The 17,069-nt window shown below is 40.7% G+C and carries 12 protein-coding genes; all 12 read left to right on the forward strand.

What is annotated here, in order from left to right; all coding sequences use genetic code 11:
- Window positions 1-190: 190 nt before the first annotated feature.
- The 12 genes from AC1Z3K_RS04785 (at window position 191) to vanT (ending at window position 16,744) form a co-directional block, all read left to right on the forward strand.
- The gene (locus tag AC1Z3K_RS04785; RefSeq protein WP_461732004.1) at window positions 191-1,081 is read left to right on the forward strand and encodes an ABC transporter ATP-binding protein; all 891 of its coding nucleotides are present in this window, start codon (window positions 191-193) and stop codon (window positions 1,079-1,081) included.
- Window positions 1,082-1,084: 3 nt separating this feature from the next.
- A complete protein-coding gene (locus AC1Z3K_RS04790; protein ID WP_461732005.1) occupies window positions 1,085-2,230 on the forward strand; it encodes an ABC transporter permease subunit in 1,146 nt (381 codons plus the stop codon).
- Window positions 2,227-3,351, forward strand: a complete 1,125-nt coding sequence (locus AC1Z3K_RS04795) for an ABC transporter permease (protein ID WP_461732006.1) — start codon at window positions 2,227-2,229, stop codon at window positions 3,349-3,351. Before AC1Z3K_RS04790 ends, AC1Z3K_RS04795 begins: the two co-directional genes overlap by 4 nt.
- Before the next feature lie 368 nt (window positions 3,352-3,719).
- Window positions 3,720-5,585, forward strand: a complete 1,866-nt coding sequence (locus AC1Z3K_RS04800) for an LTA synthase family protein (protein WP_461732007.1) — start codon at window positions 3,720-3,722, stop codon at window positions 5,583-5,585.
- 72 nt (window positions 5,586-5,657) lie between these two features.
- Window positions 5,658-6,416, forward strand: a complete 759-nt coding sequence (locus tag AC1Z3K_RS04805) for a tRNA 2-thiocytidine biosynthesis TtcA family protein (protein WP_461732008.1) — start codon at window positions 5,658-5,660, stop codon at window positions 6,414-6,416.
- A 593-nt stretch (window positions 6,417-7,009) separates the two neighbouring features.
- Window positions 7,010-9,727 carry a cation-translocating P-type ATPase gene (locus tag AC1Z3K_RS04810; protein WP_461732009.1) on the forward strand — a complete coding sequence of 906 codons (2,718 nt, stop codon included), beginning with the start codon at window positions 7,010-7,012 and terminating at the stop codon, window positions 9,725-9,727.
- Window positions 9,728-10,035: 308 nt separating this feature from the next.
- Window positions 10,036-10,716 (forward strand): response regulator transcription factor, encoded by a 681-nt coding sequence (locus AC1Z3K_RS04815; protein ID WP_426080852.1) that lies wholly within the window; start codon window positions 10,036-10,038, stop codon window positions 10,714-10,716.
- Window positions 10,709-11,815: a sensor histidine kinase gene (locus AC1Z3K_RS04820; RefSeq protein WP_461732010.1), complete on the forward strand. Its 1,107-nt coding sequence runs from the start codon at window positions 10,709-10,711 to the stop codon at window positions 11,813-11,815. The genes AC1Z3K_RS04815 and AC1Z3K_RS04820 overlap by 8 nt, the downstream gene beginning before the upstream one ends.
- Window positions 11,816-11,901: 86 nt before the next feature.
- Window positions 11,902-12,849, forward strand: a complete 948-nt coding sequence (locus AC1Z3K_RS04825; protein ID WP_461732011.1) for a D-alanyl-D-alanine carboxypeptidase family protein — start codon at window positions 11,902-11,904, stop codon at window positions 12,847-12,849.
- 169 nt (window positions 12,850-13,018) lie between these two features.
- The gene (locus AC1Z3K_RS04830) at window positions 13,019-14,068 is read left to right on the forward strand and encodes a D-alanine--D-alanine ligase family protein (RefSeq protein ID WP_461732012.1); all 1,050 of its coding nucleotides are present in this window, start codon (window positions 13,019-13,021) and stop codon (window positions 14,066-14,068) included.
- Entirely contained in the window at window positions 14,062-14,649 is a 588-nt protein-coding gene (locus tag AC1Z3K_RS04835) for a D-alanyl-D-alanine carboxypeptidase family protein (RefSeq protein WP_461732013.1), read from the forward strand. Before AC1Z3K_RS04830 ends, AC1Z3K_RS04835 begins: the two co-directional genes overlap by 7 nt.
- Window positions 14,642-16,744, forward strand: a complete 2,103-nt coding sequence (gene vanT, locus AC1Z3K_RS04840; RefSeq protein ID WP_461732014.1) for a membrane-bound serine racemase VanT — start codon at window positions 14,642-14,644, stop codon at window positions 16,742-16,744. Before AC1Z3K_RS04835 ends, vanT begins: the two co-directional genes overlap by 8 nt.
- The last annotated feature ends 325 nt before the right edge of the window (window positions 16,745-17,069 follow it).

Below are 17,069 nucleotides of genomic sequence, written 5' to 3' on the forward strand. Positions count from 1 at the left end.
CAGTACATCTCCTTTAAAAAAAATTAATAAATTTAAAAATAGTAGCTGTAAATAATTATAACTTTATTCCTAGATAATTCAAAGAAAATTCGAAATTAAGAACGTTTTGTTCACAGTTCTTCAATAGATTCAGGATAGACTGAAAGAGAAAAGTTTGGGAGAAACACAGGCGTAAAGGAGAGAGAAGAACATGCAGGAAATTTTAAAGATAAAAGGACTGTCAAAAAGCTTTGGGCCGCAGCTGGTTCTAGAAGATGTTGACTTAACCATTGATACTCCTCAGATTATTGCTTTGGTCGCACCGAACGGTACGGGGAAAACTACTCTGTTGAATCTAATTACGGATATTGAAACACCTGATGAAGGGGAAATTACTATATTTGGCAGACCAAACAGCGATTATGAAATCTTTTATGATATGGCTTATTTACAGGATCCTTCAATTCTTTATCAGCAGCTGACCGGGTGGGATCATATGGAATTCATTCGACAGGAGCATAAAAAAACCAAAGGCGAGATGCAGGCACTTGTAGAAGAGCTGGGAATGACCAGCTATATGAAAAAAAAGGTCAAAAACTATTCTTTGGGAATGAAGCAGCATCTTCTGCTGGGAATTGCATTAATGGGAGAGCCTAAGCTTCTATTGATGGACGAACCGTTGAATGGACTGGACCCAGGCAGTATTGTTCAAGTTAGAGAAATCATGAATAAGTTATATAAAAAAGGGGTGACAATTATTGTATCCTCTCACAATCTGGAGGAAATAGAGCGGGTTACTGACAATGTTCTGTTTCTCCATGACGGGGAACTTATCTCCAAAGACAATGTAAACTTTGAAGAAACTGAGTATGAATTTATATTATTAGAGCAGGAGCTGGCAGCGAATTTTCTTGACCAAATCGATGTGTCTTATCAATTAGTTGATTCTTATAAAATTTGCGGTTCATTCTGTTCAGAACAGCTATTAGCCTTTAAAGCCTTTTGCTCTGAGCAGCAGCTGACAGTTTTTGATCAGCGGATGGCCAGAGGCACTTTGGAGACAATGTATTATCATTTATTTTCAAAGGCTCAGCGTGTGTAGTAGATGAAGTTTGAGTGGGTAAAATGGAAAAGAAATCCTAAAAATGGTTTATTGTTGGTCTTGTTGGTTCTGGTATTTAGTGTTCAGCTGGCAGAGCATTGGGACAGCAGCACTCGTTTAGGTGAGGGGGATTACACCGAACTAAAGGCTATGGGGGAAGAGATTCAGCCGCCTCAAAACTACACAGGATCGTCAGAGCCGTACAAAATGCTGCATCATTTGAATGAAGCAGGAGAGCCTCGCTCAGATAAAGATAAGGAACAATATCAGCGCGTAGTCTCTGTTCTTTATCTTTTAGAAGATGAAAATGCAGCCCGTAGAAATGGACAGGACGAACTGCGGCTGCAGCTACAAAGCGAGCGACTGGTACTGCAGATTGCCTATATGGAGGCAGGCGGAACAGAATGGCAACTGTTGTCGAGAAAGGATGCTGAGAAGCAGCTGGCCCGAAACCACTGGCTAATGGAAAGAGGGCTGACTATTGAAGAATTAACCACCAGTCCTAAAGGTGCGTATTTTCTCTACTCGTTTCTACAATGGTGGATGAGTATTGGCGGTGCAGTATTACTTGTCGGCTTTTTATTTTTTGATTATTTGACTAGTGAATATGAACGGAGTAATTATTTACTGCTGGCTGTCCAGCCGACTTCTAGACGAAAACGCTATTTTAATAAAATGCAGACCGCAGCTGTAATTCTAGTTGTTCTTGTTTTAGGCGGAGTGATTTTGAGTTATACAATAGCCAGTCTTCTCTTTGGTTCCGGCAGTATAAACTATCCGATTCTAATCGAATATGCATCAGGCTTTGGTTTTATACCCTTGGGAGAATATTTAGTAAAAGCAATTGTTCTACAGCTGCTGTATATGTTGTTCTTACTTCAGTTTTTATTCCTGCTTTCGGAAATCATCAGAAAGTCTTTGGAAGTTTTAGGCGTTTTTCTTTTTCTTCTGCTGGTACCGAATATCCTGCTGCCGTTTATTGCCGATACGGGTGCCGGACGCTGGATTCCCTTTCTATATATGGATGTTCATACTTATATTACTGAAACAAACGGCTTTTTCCACTCACCGTTATTTAGCATTATTGTGCTTCTTTTAGGTAATATTGTTCTATGGAAGCTAGGAGCTTGGGTGGTGAAAAAGAGATGAAAAAATTATGGTTGTTTGAAGAAAAGAAGCTTTGGCAAACTGGAAAAGTTTATCTTTTCCTAGCAGGTGGATTTCTGCTGCTGGTTACTTTGTTTGGTTTTAACAGCTATATGAGCCATCAGGAAAATGAAGCAATTCAGGAGGAAGGACAGCTTTCCAAGCCAGTTATGAATCAGAATGACTTTAATAAGGAACAGGCTGCCTATTTGGAGGGAGTAAATTTGTCCATTGAGCTTCAAGAGGCAGATTTTAGAGAGCGTGCAGATAAAGGACAAAATATCGATGATATCTTGACGCTGCCAACCTATCCCTATTATCGGACAGCACTGAACAAGGAACTGCTTTTAAAAGAGCTGCCGCCTCAATCCATGCGGTATGGAACCAAGAACAGTCTATTTGCTGCTGTTTTTCTGACCTATGCTGCGAGTATTCTAGGGATTATCTACGCTTTGTTTTTATTCGGAGACAGTTTTTCCGGTGAACTTGAAGCAGGAACAATGAGGTTGGGGTTAAGTCAGCCAATTCGCCGTAGAGATTTGTTTTTCAGTAAATATTTACTAGCAGTGCTGCACAGCTTTTTGACTAGTGCCGGATTGACTGGGATAGCATTTGTAGTGGGAAGTCTTTTCTCTGGCGGCAGTAGTATTTTCTACCCAGTAATCGTTTTTACAGAAATTTCAATGACGTTTATCCCAGTTATTCAATATATGCTTCAAGTACTACTGTTGCTTTTCTTTGTTCTATTATTCTGCTTCGCTCTGCATTTTCTAATTAGCACCATTGTCAGAAAAACGATAGTTTCTCTTACACTGACTGTATTTTTATTATTAGAGGGCTATCTAGTCAGCGTTTCTTCCGCAGATTTTTTACGAAAAATAGCTCATCTTAATCCATTTACGTATTTAAATGTAGGGAGAGTTTTCATTGGTTATGATTTTCGTTCCTATGGTCAATATAGCATCGAAAATCAGGAATACTATGCGAATTGGTGTCTGCCCAGAGTGCTGCACAATCCGTCGATCGGAATGTCTTCCGGAATGATTTGTCTAATAGCTGCAGCAGCGATTCTTTTGTTAATTGGCAACTATTGTTTTAAGCGGAATGTTTATTGGAAAAAATAAAGAAATCAGTAATGAAAAAGCAGCCTAAAGCACATTTGTTCTTTGGCTGCTTCTCTTGTTTTGTCGGGTGTAGTTCCAGCCATTTTATAATAAGTAATGGTTGTAAACTTAGTAATGGTAGGGGATGCTGTGAGAGTTCTTTACTAATAATGCCTCTCTTTAGTAAAGGAATGATTCTAATTAGGAAATTATAATGGAAACTTTACTTTTTAATGGTTAAAACATAAAATGATAAGGTATGTATTTTAATGTATATAAATTCCGCAGCCGTGCTGCCGTCCAGTTCTATCTCCTTTGCTTATCCTTATAAGAAAAGGTGCTTCATCTAGATAGAAACTTTTACAGGATTTATATAGAAGGAGATTTGTGTGAAAACTTTTTTAAATAAAATCAGCAGCCTTTTTAATTGGCTGAGAGATAAAAAAATTTTATTGAGTATCGGCTTGCTTCTGTTAATTCTTTTTAGTAATCTCTATCTTCAATGGTGTCAAAATAATTTGTCCTATGACCTAGCCTTTAAATTTGCCTTTTCCTGGCATTCTGAGAAATTCTTTTTAGGTTGTGCCGCAACAGCAGTATTTTTGCTGTTTTGGATTACTCTATCCGGTTCAGTGAAAGTGGGCAGCTTGATTTATGCGATTATTATTGGAGTCTTGGGATTTGCGGATTATCAGAAAATGTATTATCGGACAGAACCGATTTATCCGGATGATTTAAAGATGATTACCGAATTTGGACTTTTAAGAGAAATGGTTGGAACGCTCCCGTTTGTGTTTATTTTGCTGATTGCTGCAGCGGGGATTGGTTCCTTTGGCTGGGCTGTCTATAAGAGCTTTTTCAAACCAAAGAAATTTCAAATCATTCGAGGGGTGTTGCTTCTTTGCTCAGCAATACTACTCCTGTATATCAGCGACTTTAACAATCCGAATAACCTTCTGAGAAAAGGCTACAACCGAACAGCACTATGGATTCCTTATAGTCAAAAGATGAACTATTACAATACTGGATTTATCGGAGGCTTTCTTTATAATATGAAGGTTACAGCGATGGATGAGCCGGAAAATTATTCCAAAGAAGCTATTACAGACATTGTTGAAAAGTATAATAAGCAGGCTGAAAAGAGAAATCAAGAAGCAGTAGAAGAGCAGCCGAATATTATTTATGTAATGAGTGAGAGCTTCTCTGATCCATTGGCGCTGGAAGGCATTACTGCGAATAAAAACCCGCTGGCGGTTTATGATAAAATTGCTGAGCAAACCTACAGTGGCCAGATGTTGTCTCAGAACTACGGTGGTGGGACGGCGAATATCGAGTTCGAGGCACTAACAGGCTTGTCCATGGAACTGTTTAATGCACAGCTGACAACCCCCTATACGATGCTTCTTCCAAAGCTGGATGAACTGCCTTCAATTGTTTCGCTATTGAAAGGTGAGGGATATCAAGCAACAGCTATACACCCATATAATACATCGATGTATAAACGAAAAGATAACTATGATCTGCTGGGGTTCGATGAGTTTCTATATGAAGAGACGATGACGCACACGGATACACAGCAGAACAATCCATATATATCAGATGAAGCCGCTTATCAGGAGGTTATGGATTTGCTGGAGGAAAAGAATCAGCCGCAGTTTGTTCATCTAGTGACAATGCAGACCCATATGCCGTATTCTGATAAATATACTGATTTAGACTATTCGTCGCAAAGTCAGGGGAATAAAAAAACGATAGACAGTTATATGCAGGACGTTGCTTATAGTAGTCAGGCGCTTCAGGATTTTCTTACGGAGCTGAATCAGCTGAACCGTCGAACGCTGGTAGTTTTCTGGGGAGATCATCTGCCAAGTATCTACTCCGATGAAATTAAGGCGGAGAATGAAGAAGCTGCTATGCACAAAACAGAGTTTATGATGTACGATACAGAAGGGGAGCTTTCAGAACAAAAAAAACATGATGCAGTAACAAGTCCGTTTTATTTTGGTGCCTCTCTGTTTGAACAGAGTAACTTAAAAACAACTGGCTTTTATCAGCTGCTTTTAGATGTTCAGAGAGCAGTTCCGGCATTTGAAAAAGGTTTTTATTACAACACTAATGGAGAATGGACAAAAGAGTTGAGCTTAAATCAGACACAGAAAGAATGTTATGAGGCCTATCGGCTGATTCAGTATGATATTGTTTCTGGTGAAAAGTATAGTTTGAAGGCTGCTTTTTTTGATCCAGCATCTGAATAATAGCAATATTAGGATAGGGCTGCTGTTTATTTGCAGAGTCAGCAGTAAGTGTTTTATTAAAGGAGTATAAGTATGGGGTTCAAGAAAAAAGACAATCAAATCTATTACAACCCGATTCGTCGGGCAGTATTAAATCATCAAATGATTCAGCCGGGAGATAAGGTTGCTGTGGGAATGAGTGGAGGAAAAGACAGCACTAGTCTGCTTTATTTTCTGGACATGATTAAAAAGCAGGAACGACTGGGTTTTTCTTTCGATATCGTTCCGATTTCTCTCGATATGGCGTTTGATATGGATATTCAGCCGCTGACAGCATTTGTGGAGAACCTGGGCTATTCATTAGACGTTGTACCAACAAACATTGCCAAGGTTGTCTTTGATATTCGGGAAGAGCGTTCGCCGTGTTCGTTATGCGCGAAGCTGCGAAGAGGGATTTTATACAATCGAGCAAAGGAACTTGGGTGCAACAAGGTTGCTTTGGGTCATCATTTAGATGATGCAGTGGAAACCTATTTTATGAACTTTTTATTCCATGGAAAAATGGCCAGCTTTGAACCAATTAGCTATTTAACTAAAACGAATATTACATTGATTCGCCCGCTGCTTTATTTGCAGGAAAAAGAAATTATCCGTCTGGTTAAGCGGGAAGCGCTGCCGGTCATTTTCAATCCTTGTCCAGTGGATAAAAAGACAAAGCGTGAAGAAGTCAAACAGCTGATTGCTGGTCTTTCTGATAGTTATCCAGATATTCGGGAAAAATTTGTCATGGGAATGGAACAGGGAACAATAGAAGATTTTTGGACAAAAAGCATGAGTAAAAAAGAAGACTGAAAATCAAGAGTAAATCATCTATTTCTTATAAGCTGCAGCATGGTCAACTGATCAGTACTGCAGCTTTTTTTGGCTAATGAAAAAGGGGCTGCAATACGTTGGTTGGTCAAATATTTCGTAATGAATTTTTCCTGACATTTTAAGTAGAAAAACCTAAAAGACGGACAGCTGACAGATAAAATGAACTTGCGTTAATCCTAAACCATCAGAAGGAATGTTTTCTGTGATGACTAAGGTGAATAGAGCAGATACATCATAAATGACGCAAAAACTGTAATTATTTTCACTCAAAATGAACGGCGGTTTTTCTTGCGCTTCTTTCTGATATCGGGCATAATAATAGTGTTGATGTATGCGTAAGTGAAGGTCAGATAATCCATATGTCAACATAAACCCATGAGGGAGTAACTGGCGGTCATACATCGCGGCAGCATCACCATCACGGAAAATATTTTTCTGGTGTTGTCTTAAACAGTGAGACTTATGTGTGTACTTATTTTTGAGTACTATACAGAAGTCTATTTTTTTATATTTCTTTGAAAATTAGATAGAATAGGTGAGTAGTCAGGTGTACTAGCTAAGGAGGATGACATATGTCAGAGCAGAATAAGGAACAGGTGAATGAAACGTTCTATACACAATCAGAAGAAACCGTACTGGAGAAAATGGGCAGCAGCATGGAAGGGTTATCTGATGAAGAAGCCCAACAACGATTAGCCGATTACGGCGAAAATGCATTAGCTGAAGGAAAGAAAAAATCAATGTTGGTGAAATTCTTTGAACAATTCAAGGATTTTATGATTCTTGTCTTGCTGGCAGCTGCGGTTATCTCTGCATTTTTCTCTCACGATATTGTTGATTCTGTCATTATTTTATTAGTTGTCGTGTTAAATGCAGTATTTGGCGTATTACAGGAAGCGAAAGCTGAAGAGGCTATTGAAGCATTGAAGGAAATGTCTTCACCTAATGCGAATATACGCCGCGGCGGACATACTCGAACCGTCAAAAGTGATGAACTAGTTCCCGGCGACATTGTTCTTTTAGAAGCAGGAGATGTGGTTCCGGCAGATTTACGGATTTTGGAAGCGGCTAGTTTGAAAATTGAAGAAGCTGCCTTGACTGGAGAATCCGTGCCAGTTGAAAAGAAAACAGGGATATTGCCGCAGTCAGAGCAGGAAATCGGAATTGGTGATCGAATCAACATGGCTTACTCCAACAGCAATGTCACTTACGGACGGGGGACAGGTGTAGTAGTTGGAACTGGAATGAATACAGAAGTTGGTAAAATCGCCGGGATGCTCTCGGGAGAAAAAGAGCAGGAAACGCCATTAAAACAAAATTTAAATCAGCTGGGTAAAGTTTTGACTATTGCGATATTGATTATTGCTGTCGTAATGTTTGTCGTGGGCATGCTGAACGGCAGGGAATGGGTGGATATGCTTCTCACGTCCATCTCATTAGCTGTTGCTGCAATACCAGAAGGATTACCGGCGATTGTCACAATTATTCTGGCATTGGGCACACAGAAAATGGCGAAGAAAAAAGCTATCGTTCGAAAACTGCCTGCAGTAGAAACTCTAGGTAGTACAGATATTATTTGTTCGGATAAAACAGGAACACTGACCTTGAATCAGATGACGGTGGAAGCTCTATACACAAATGGTCGTTTGGCACCAGCAGCTGAAGAAGTTCCTTTAGACAATATGGCATTGAAGATTATGACTTATGCAAATGATACGAAAATCGCGGAAGACGGTACCTTGATTGGTGATCCCACAGAAACAGCACTCGTCCAGTTTGGTTTGGAGCATGATTTTAACGTGACAGAACGAGTTGAAGCGGAGCCTCGTATAGCTGAAATTCCTTTTGATTCGGACCGCAAGCTGATGACAACCGTTCATCAGCTGCCTGACGGAAGGTATTTAGTTGCCGTTAAAGGAGCACCTGACGAACTATTGAAGCGCTGCAGTAGTATTTTATTGGATAATCAGCCAACAGCAATGACTCCTCAGCACAGACAGGAAATTTTGAGCAATAATACTCAAATGGCCAAGCAGGCCCTCCGTGTATTGGGTATGGCATATAAACTAGCAGATGCTATTCCAGTGGATATGAGTTCTGAAAAGGTTGAGACAGAGTTGATATTTGCAGGGTTAGTAGGAATGATTGACCCAGAGCGGCAAGAAGCAGCACAGGCAGTGAAGGTGGCAAAAGAAGCTGGTATTCGTCCGATTATGATTACTGGAGATCATCGGGAAACTGCGGAAGCGATTGCCGGACGTTTAGGAATCATCCAGCCGGGTGATGACGGGGCAGTGATTACAGGTGCAGAACTGAATGAACTTTCAGATGAAGAATTTGCTAAAACGGTGGGCCGCTATTCTGTATACGCGCGAGTATCGCCAGAGCATAAGGTTCGAATTGTCAAAGCTTGGCAGAATGAGGGCAAGGTGGTGGCAATGACTGGTGATGGTGTGAACGATGCGCCAGCCTTGAAAGCAGCAGATATCGGTATTGGTATGGGAATTACCGGAACGGAAGTATCAAAAGGAGCTTCGGATATGGTACTGGCAGATGATAATTTTTCTACAATCATTGTTGCTGTAGAAGAAGGTCGAAAAGTCTTTTCTAATATTCAGAAGACGATTCAATATTTATTGTCTGCCAATTTAGCAGAGGTTCTGACCTTATTTATTGCAACTATGCTGAACTGGGACACATTATTACCCGTTCACCTGCTGTGGATTAATCTGGTTACGGATACCTTCCCAGCGATTGCTTTAGGTGTGGAGTCTGCCGAAAATGACGTGATGAAACAAAACCCGCGTGGGAAGAATTCTAATTTCTTTTCCGGCGGTGTACTCACCAATGTAATCTATCAGGGAGTTTTACAGGGTGGTCTGATTTTGTTTGTTTATCATCTGGCAATCACAAATCCAGCGCATACCGCAATAAATATGCCGCAGCTGTCAGCGCAAGCACTATATGATTTACAGCATGGCGACGCATTGACGATGGCCTTCGCTACATTGGGCCTGATTCAATTGCTTCATGCATTTAATGTGAAGTCCATTCATGAATCTATTTTCAAGGTTGGTGTGTTCCGCAACAAGACCTTTAACTGGGCGTTGTTGATTTCAGCGCTATTGCTGACGGCAACAATCATCATTCCCGGATTTAATGATTTATTTAGAGTAACGCCTTTGGATCCATATCAATGGCTGATTGTGGCGGTTGCCGCATTCTCAATTATACCAATTGTAGAGGTCGTGAAGCTTATTCAAAGGAGCTTAAAGAAGCAAGCAGTCTAGTTAGGCTGTAAAAAGGCGGAGAGACAAAGCAGCTCCAAGCTTTCGCTGCTTATCCGCCATTGGATAGATGACAAGTCCGTTGTTTAAGTAATGGTTCTCCGACCGCATGTGTTGGTAAAAAAACTGAATAAAATCGTAAAACTTGGAGCAAAAGCAGGAAAAATGGCTGCTTTTGCTCCAAGTTTTTTTGGGGATAATTTTCAGACACAACCTCAAATGAATGGAAAATCTGAAGAAATCTTAAGGATTTCTTTCTTTAGTTGTAGAGAGCAGTTTGCTACACTAAGGGAGGGAAGGGGGCAGAAAAGATGACGACGATTCTGCTTGTTGAAGATGAAAAAGAGATTGCCGATTTGATTGCCTATTATTTACAAAATGAAAACTATCAAACGATCCTCTGCCATACTGGAGCGGAAGCTCTAACGGCTCTTAATGAAAAACAGATCGATTTAGCGATTTTAGATGTTATGCTGCCGGACATGGACGGCTTTGAAATTTGTCGGAAAATCAGGGAGACACAAAAATACCCGATTATTATGCTGACCGCTAAAGGTGAGGAAATCGATAAAATTACTGGGTTGACTATTGGGGCAGATGACTACATGACAAAGCCCTTCAAGCCTTTAGAGCTGATTGCCAGAGTGAAGGCCCAGCTGCGGCGTTTCACTACCTATAATGGTGCTGGCGATACAGCCTTAACGATTCGGGGACTAACCATTGATTTAGAAAAGCGTAAGGTTTTATTGGACGGAGAAGAAATTTATTTAACACCACTGGAATTTTCTATTTTAAAGCTGTTGTGTGAACATCAGGGACAGGCAGTTAGTTCTGAAGAGATGTTTCATACGATTTGGGGCGAAAAGTACTATACCAATGCCAACAACACGATTATGGTGCATATCCGTCACTTAAGAGAAAAAATGTCAGACTCGGTTGAAAAACCTAAGTATATTCAAACAGTATGGGGGGTAGGCTATAAAATTGACTAAAAATATAAATCGTCAGCTCTTATTGAAGCTGGGAATCGCCTGCGCTAGCGTCATCCTTTTATTTTTCCTATTTATCCAAAGCGGGATAAGCCAGGTTTTTCGAACGATGCTTTATACTTTTTTAGCATACAGCAGCAGCTTTGAGGTGGATGGACAGGTATACCATGAAACACAGATTAATCTGGAAGCATTGAAGCTGCTGTTGATTTCTTTGTTTATTTTTATGATTGTGGTCATTGCTATTAGCAGCTACTTTATTTCAAAAAGCAGTATTAATAAAGAAGTGAAGCAGCTGACAACCAAAATACCCGTTTATTTGACTACAGATACTGCCCCTTCGACAGGCGACCTTGGTCTGGATAATGAGCTTTTGAAAATTAAGTCGGCGAATATGAAGAATGAGGAATTGTTGAAGAGGGAAACACAGCGGACCAAGGATTTAATTACTTATTTGGCTCATGATTTGAAGACACCGCTGGCTTCTGTGATAGGGTATTTAAATTTGCTGATCGACTCTCCAGATTTGTCGATGGCTCAGCGGGCAAAATTTCTGCAGATTACTCTTGATAAAGCCGGCCGCCTGGAAGAACTGATTAATGAATTCTTTGATATTACTCGATTTAGTCTACAGGATATTCACTTGAATAAAACGAAGATGGATTTGGTTTTATTAACTCAGCAGATGATTGAAGAATTTTATCCATTGTTAAGTGAAAAAGAACAAAAAATCGAATACTCAGGTCCAGATAGTCTCATTGGAGAAGCTGATGGTGATCAGCTGGCCAGAGTGTTGAATAATTTGTTTAAGAATGCTCTGTCTTACGGAAATCAGGGTTCAACAATAAAAATCAGCTTAGTGGAGTCAATAAAAACGATTCAGCTGTCTGTAGTCAACGAGGGACCAACAATTTCAGCACGTCAACTGGAACTGATTTTTGATAAATTTTATCGGCTGGACCATGCTCGTTCAACTAAAACAGGAGGCGCCGGGTTAGGCTTGGCTATCGCTAAAGAAATTGTTCAAGCGCATGATGGTGAAATACATGCGCAAAGCAAGGATGGAGTAACCACGTTTGAAGTGATACTGCCTAAGTCTTAAGAAAACTTAAGATGAAGCTAAGTAATAATTAAAATACTGCATCTCTTTTATTGGTTTAATAAAACCATAAAGGAGGTGCTTTTTTGATGAAAAAAAGATATCAGATGTTAATTCCAGTAGTTCTGGGTATTTCTGCCGCAGCTGTTTTTCTACAGAATCCAGCTGTTGACGAGAATCCTGCCCGCAATCCTCTTGTTTTATCATTGAATCAGGAGAAAAGCCTAGAGAATGACTGGCTTGAAGGAATAACTGCTAAACAAGTTTATCTACAGGAAAGAAGCGGAGCGGCAGTTTACCAAAAAGAAAGCAATCGGAAAGTTTCAATTGCTTCGCTGACTAAAATTATGACGACATTATGCTTGATAGAGCATCAGCAGAATTTTAGTGAGGTAGTTGAGATACCAGCAGGAATTTTCCCATTTATAGAAAAGGAGCAGCTGGCAACGGCAGGCTTTTTAGAAGGAGAAAGAGTACCCTTTGAGGAGCTTCTATATGCCATTATGCTGCCTTCGGGAGCAGAAGCAGCCTTGTCTGGGGCTATTCATCTATCAGGAACAGAGAAACGCTTTGTAGCACTGATGAATGATAAGGCCGCCGAATTAGGTCTGACAGGTACTCATTTCAACAATGTTACCGGTGTGGATGAAGGGAATCACTACTCTACAGCTGCAGATACTGCCTCTTTATTGGACTATGCTTTAGACAATCCGGTTTTTTATGAGATATTTACTACTTTTGAGTATCAGACTTCAGGGACAGTGCTTCATCCGGAAGGGATCTATCTAAGTAGTACGCTGCTAAAAAGCGGCGAGCTGCTGGATTGGGCAACAGGTCGGATTCAAGGTGGAAAGACTGGTTTTACTTATGATGCTGGACAATGCTTGGCAAGTCTGGCTGAGGTTGACGGTAAGGAATATCTTTTGGTGTTGATAGGGGCTTCAGGAAGTGGGGACTCGGAGCAGCGGAATATTAAGGAGAGTCGGCTGCTTTATCAGCGGCTTGGCAGTCTGGATTTGGGCAGCACTCAACTCTAAAAAACGCATAAGAAAGAATTAAGTGAATAGGAGGAAGAGCGATAGTGGAAGTTGAATTTTCGCCAAAAAGAGCAGCAGCATCGGCAGAATGAAGCTGTTGCTGTCATGCTCAAGCGGATTCTGCTAGTCGCATATTTAAATACAATTATTAAGAAAGAGGCGAAATTTAATGAAAAAGGTTGCAGTCTTATTTGGCGGTCGTTCCTCTGAATATGAGGTTTCTCTTAAATCAGCGGCTGCTGTATTGAAGGTCTTAAACCTTCAAAAGTATGAAATTATCCGAATCGGTATTACGAAAGAGGGTGAATGGTATCATTTTTCAGGGGATAATCAATTGATTGAACATGACGAGTGGCAGAAAAAAGCTGTTTGCCGGAAAATTCAGCCGGTAATTGGCGAAAGCTGGAAAGGATTTTGGTTAGTAGAAGAGGGACAGAAGCTACCAGTGGATATTCTTTTTCCGGTTATGCATGGAGAATATGTTGAAGATGGACGTCTTCAGGGATTGTTTACTTGGATGGATATTCCTTATGTCGGCTGTAATACAGCGGTTTCTGCTTTATGTATGGATAAGGGTTTAACGCACCGCTTTGCTAACAGTATTGGTATTGAGACAACCCCTTCGATTCAATGCCGGATAGACGAGGCAGGAAGCAAAGCTGTAGCGGATTTCATTGAAAAAAATGATTTTCCGATGTTTATCAAACCTTTGAGGGGCGGTTCTTCTAAAGGAATTAGGAAGATAACCAACTGGTCTGAGCTGCAGCAGGGAATTAAGGAGATAGAGAAAATGGATACCTGTTTTACCTTGGAGAAGGAAGTCGTAGGATTTGAGGTCGGCTGTGGTATCTTGGGAAATCAAGAACTGGTGATTGGTGAAATTGATGAAATTGAACTCCAGACAGATTTTTTTGACTATACAGAAAAATATCAGCTGCTGTCATCAACCATTCATCTCCCAGCCCGAATTTCTGCAGATTTGAAAAGAGAAATCTGTTATCAGGCAGAGCGTCTGTACCGATTGCTAGGCTGTTCAGGTCTGGCCCGCATCGATTTTTTCATTACTTGTCAGGGAGCAATTTTTCTCAACGAAATTAATACCATGCCGGGCTTTACAGAGAATTCCAGATATCCCAATATGTTAAAGAAAAAAGGTTTTTCTTATAGTGAAATTATTGAAGAATTGCTGAGGCTGGCTGAGGAGGAAAAAGGATGGTAGAACAATCAGCATTTTCTTATATTCAATTGGTGAATGACAAAAATCCTGTAGTGTTGTCAGTACCACCGATGGAACTAGTCACAGCCCCTTTTTCAAATGGACAGGAGCTGTTGGAAAAAGAGACAGCCCAACAGCTTCAGGCACTTGTGTCATTCATCAAAGCAGAAAAAAAACTCATTGTGACGAGCGGTTATCGCAGCCGTGATGAGCAGCAGCAGCTTTATAATCAGTGTCTAGCTGCGCGTGGTCAGGAGTATACGAATCAGTATGTTGCCCGACCGGGGCGAAGCGAACATCAGACAGGCTTAGCGGTTGATATAGGTTTGGCTAATCAGAAAAATGATAGTATCTGTCCAACCTTTGAAGGAGGGGAAACGGTAAGCCTTTTTCTGGAGAGCTGCGGGGCGTTTGGCTTTATTTTACGCTATCCGCCACATCGACAGGACCAGACAGGAATCGCATATGAACCTTGGCATTTCCGCTATGTCGGCTGTCCGCATAGCCAAATCATTCAGCAGCAGGACTGGGTACTAGAAGACTATCATGAATTTTTATCTAAATGGAGGTCCGCTTATGGATAAGCCAAAAAAGGGGCGAGCATGGGGAATTGATCAGTTCCGGTTATTGGCTGCTGTGATGGTTGTCGGTATTCATACATTTCCTTTTCATTCCATTTATCCATTATTGGATAATGTGCTGACATTGACTGTATTTCGGATAGCAGTCCCGTTCTTTTTCATGGTTACCGGCTACCATCTGTTAGGCCCCTATGGGGAACGACCTGTTTATCAAAAGTGGTGGCGGATTAAAAGAGGTGTTATTCAACTACTGAAGCTCTATGGAGCTGTTTGTCTGCTTTATTTACCACTTTCTTTTTATACCGGTGTCTTGTCGTTTTCAATGCCTGTATCTGCTTTACTAAAAGTGCTTCTTATTGAGGGACCTTTTTATCATCTCTGGTATTTTCCGGCGATAATTCTGGGCGTATTTCTTTGTGTCTGTCTGATAAAAAAATTGGGACTTTATCCTGCATTCCTAGTTAGCGGTTGTCTCTATTTTATTGGATTAGGAGGAGACAGTTATTATTTCTTGATAAAAAACAATAACTTTTTTCGCGGATTCTATGAGCTTCTTTTTCAAGCAACAGAGTATACACGAAATGGCTTGTTCTTTGCTCCAATTTTCCTACTATTAGGTGTATATGCTTATGTAAATAGAGAAAAACGAATACTAAATCTAACCCTAAAGCTTTTTATTTGTCTTCTCCTACTGGTTATTGAAGGTGCGCTGCTGCACAACGGAAACCGATTACGTCATGACAGCATGTATCTCTGCCTGCCGCTGGTTATGTATGTCTTGTTTCAGAGCGTCCTGAGATGGAAGCCCAGCATACATATAGCTAAAGCAAAAAGCTATTCCCTAGGTATTTATATTCTTCATCCTCTAAGTATTGCTGTCCTTGCTTATGTTGGAAAGGGGATTCCTTTTCTGCAAAATAGTCTGCTGCAGTTTTTATTAGTGTTGCTGCTAACTGTAATCATATGCATGATTCTGATGCCGTTATTTGAAAAAAAGAGAAAAAAAACAGGGGGCACACTGAGGCGTGCTGAAAAAAAGGTGGATAAACGGGCCCTTGCAGCCAATTTGAAACTGCTTCAAAAGCTGCTTTCTGAAAAAACACGGGTGATGGCTGTTCTTAAGGCAAATGCTTATGGTCATGGTGCAGTGAAATGTGGAAAAGAATTGGAGAAGCTGGGGGTTGATTTTTACGCTGTGGCAACGCTGGAGGAAGGGGTTCAGTTAAGAAAAGCAGGACTTCAAGGGGAAATCCTCATCCTCGGTTATACAGATCCTGACAGAATAAAAGAGCTCAACAAATATAATTTAATTCAAACTATTATCCATCAGCAATATGCTGTGTTGTTGAATAGGCGGAAAATTCCTATCCGTTGCCATTTGAAGATTGATACAGGTATGCACCGCCTAGGCTTTTCTCCAGACTTAATGGAGCTTTTGCCTACCTACAAGCTGCCTTTTCTGAAATGTGAAGGGATTTACTCTCATTTAGGTTCTGCAGATTCGCAGGACGATACATCACGGGAACGAACCAGACAACAGATTCACGTGTATGACCGCTTGCTGGAAGAATTGGAGCAGGCAGGTATTGACTACGGGATGACACATCTTCAAAGCAGTTATGGTGTGGTGAATTACCCAGAGCTTACCTATGATTACGCCAGAATCGGTCTTTTTCTTTATGGCGTACTTAGTCAAACGGATTACCAGCTAAAGGAACAGTTAACACTCAAGCCAGTGCTGTCGATTCAAGCCATTCTAATCTCGGTGAAATCCGTTGCGTATGGGCAGTATCTCGGCTATGGAACTGGTAGACAGGCGGTAAAAGGGCAGAAGGTTGGTGTTGTTTCGATAGGCTATGCCGATGGAATTTCTCGAAATTTATCGGAGACAGGTTATAGGCTAAGCTATGAAGATCAGGAGCTGCCTCAAATCGGTATGATTTGCATGGACATGCTGCTGGTGGATTTAACCGAAGCACCAGCTATTCAGCCAGGGGTAGTTATAACGGTGCTGGAGAATGGTGAAGAAGCCGCTAAAAAAAGTCAAACGATTACGAATGAGATTCTAAGCAGGATCGGTAGCCGGCTGGAAAATTGAAAACGAGGTCGAGACAAAAGTGTTTAGCTCCGAGAACCAAGTAGGTACTGTTCAACATCAGCTCATTCCTCGCTGTGTTTCACAGCAATAAGACGAATTATCCGAAAATTGTCAAGAAACACTACAAGGGAACCGAGTAGATGTTGATTGATACCTACCTGGAGCTTTTCATATTTTTGAGATAGTTCGGCTTATTTCCGAGAACTTCAACTCTTAGTGCTTTTAGCACTTAGAAGTTGATGCTATCGGAACGAAGTGTAGTGAGCTACTTTTGGAACGCCGTTTATTCGGATTTTAGAGAAAGAAGAGTTCGGGCATTTTCTTA

The organism is Enterococcus sp. LJL128 (assembly GCF_056924295.1).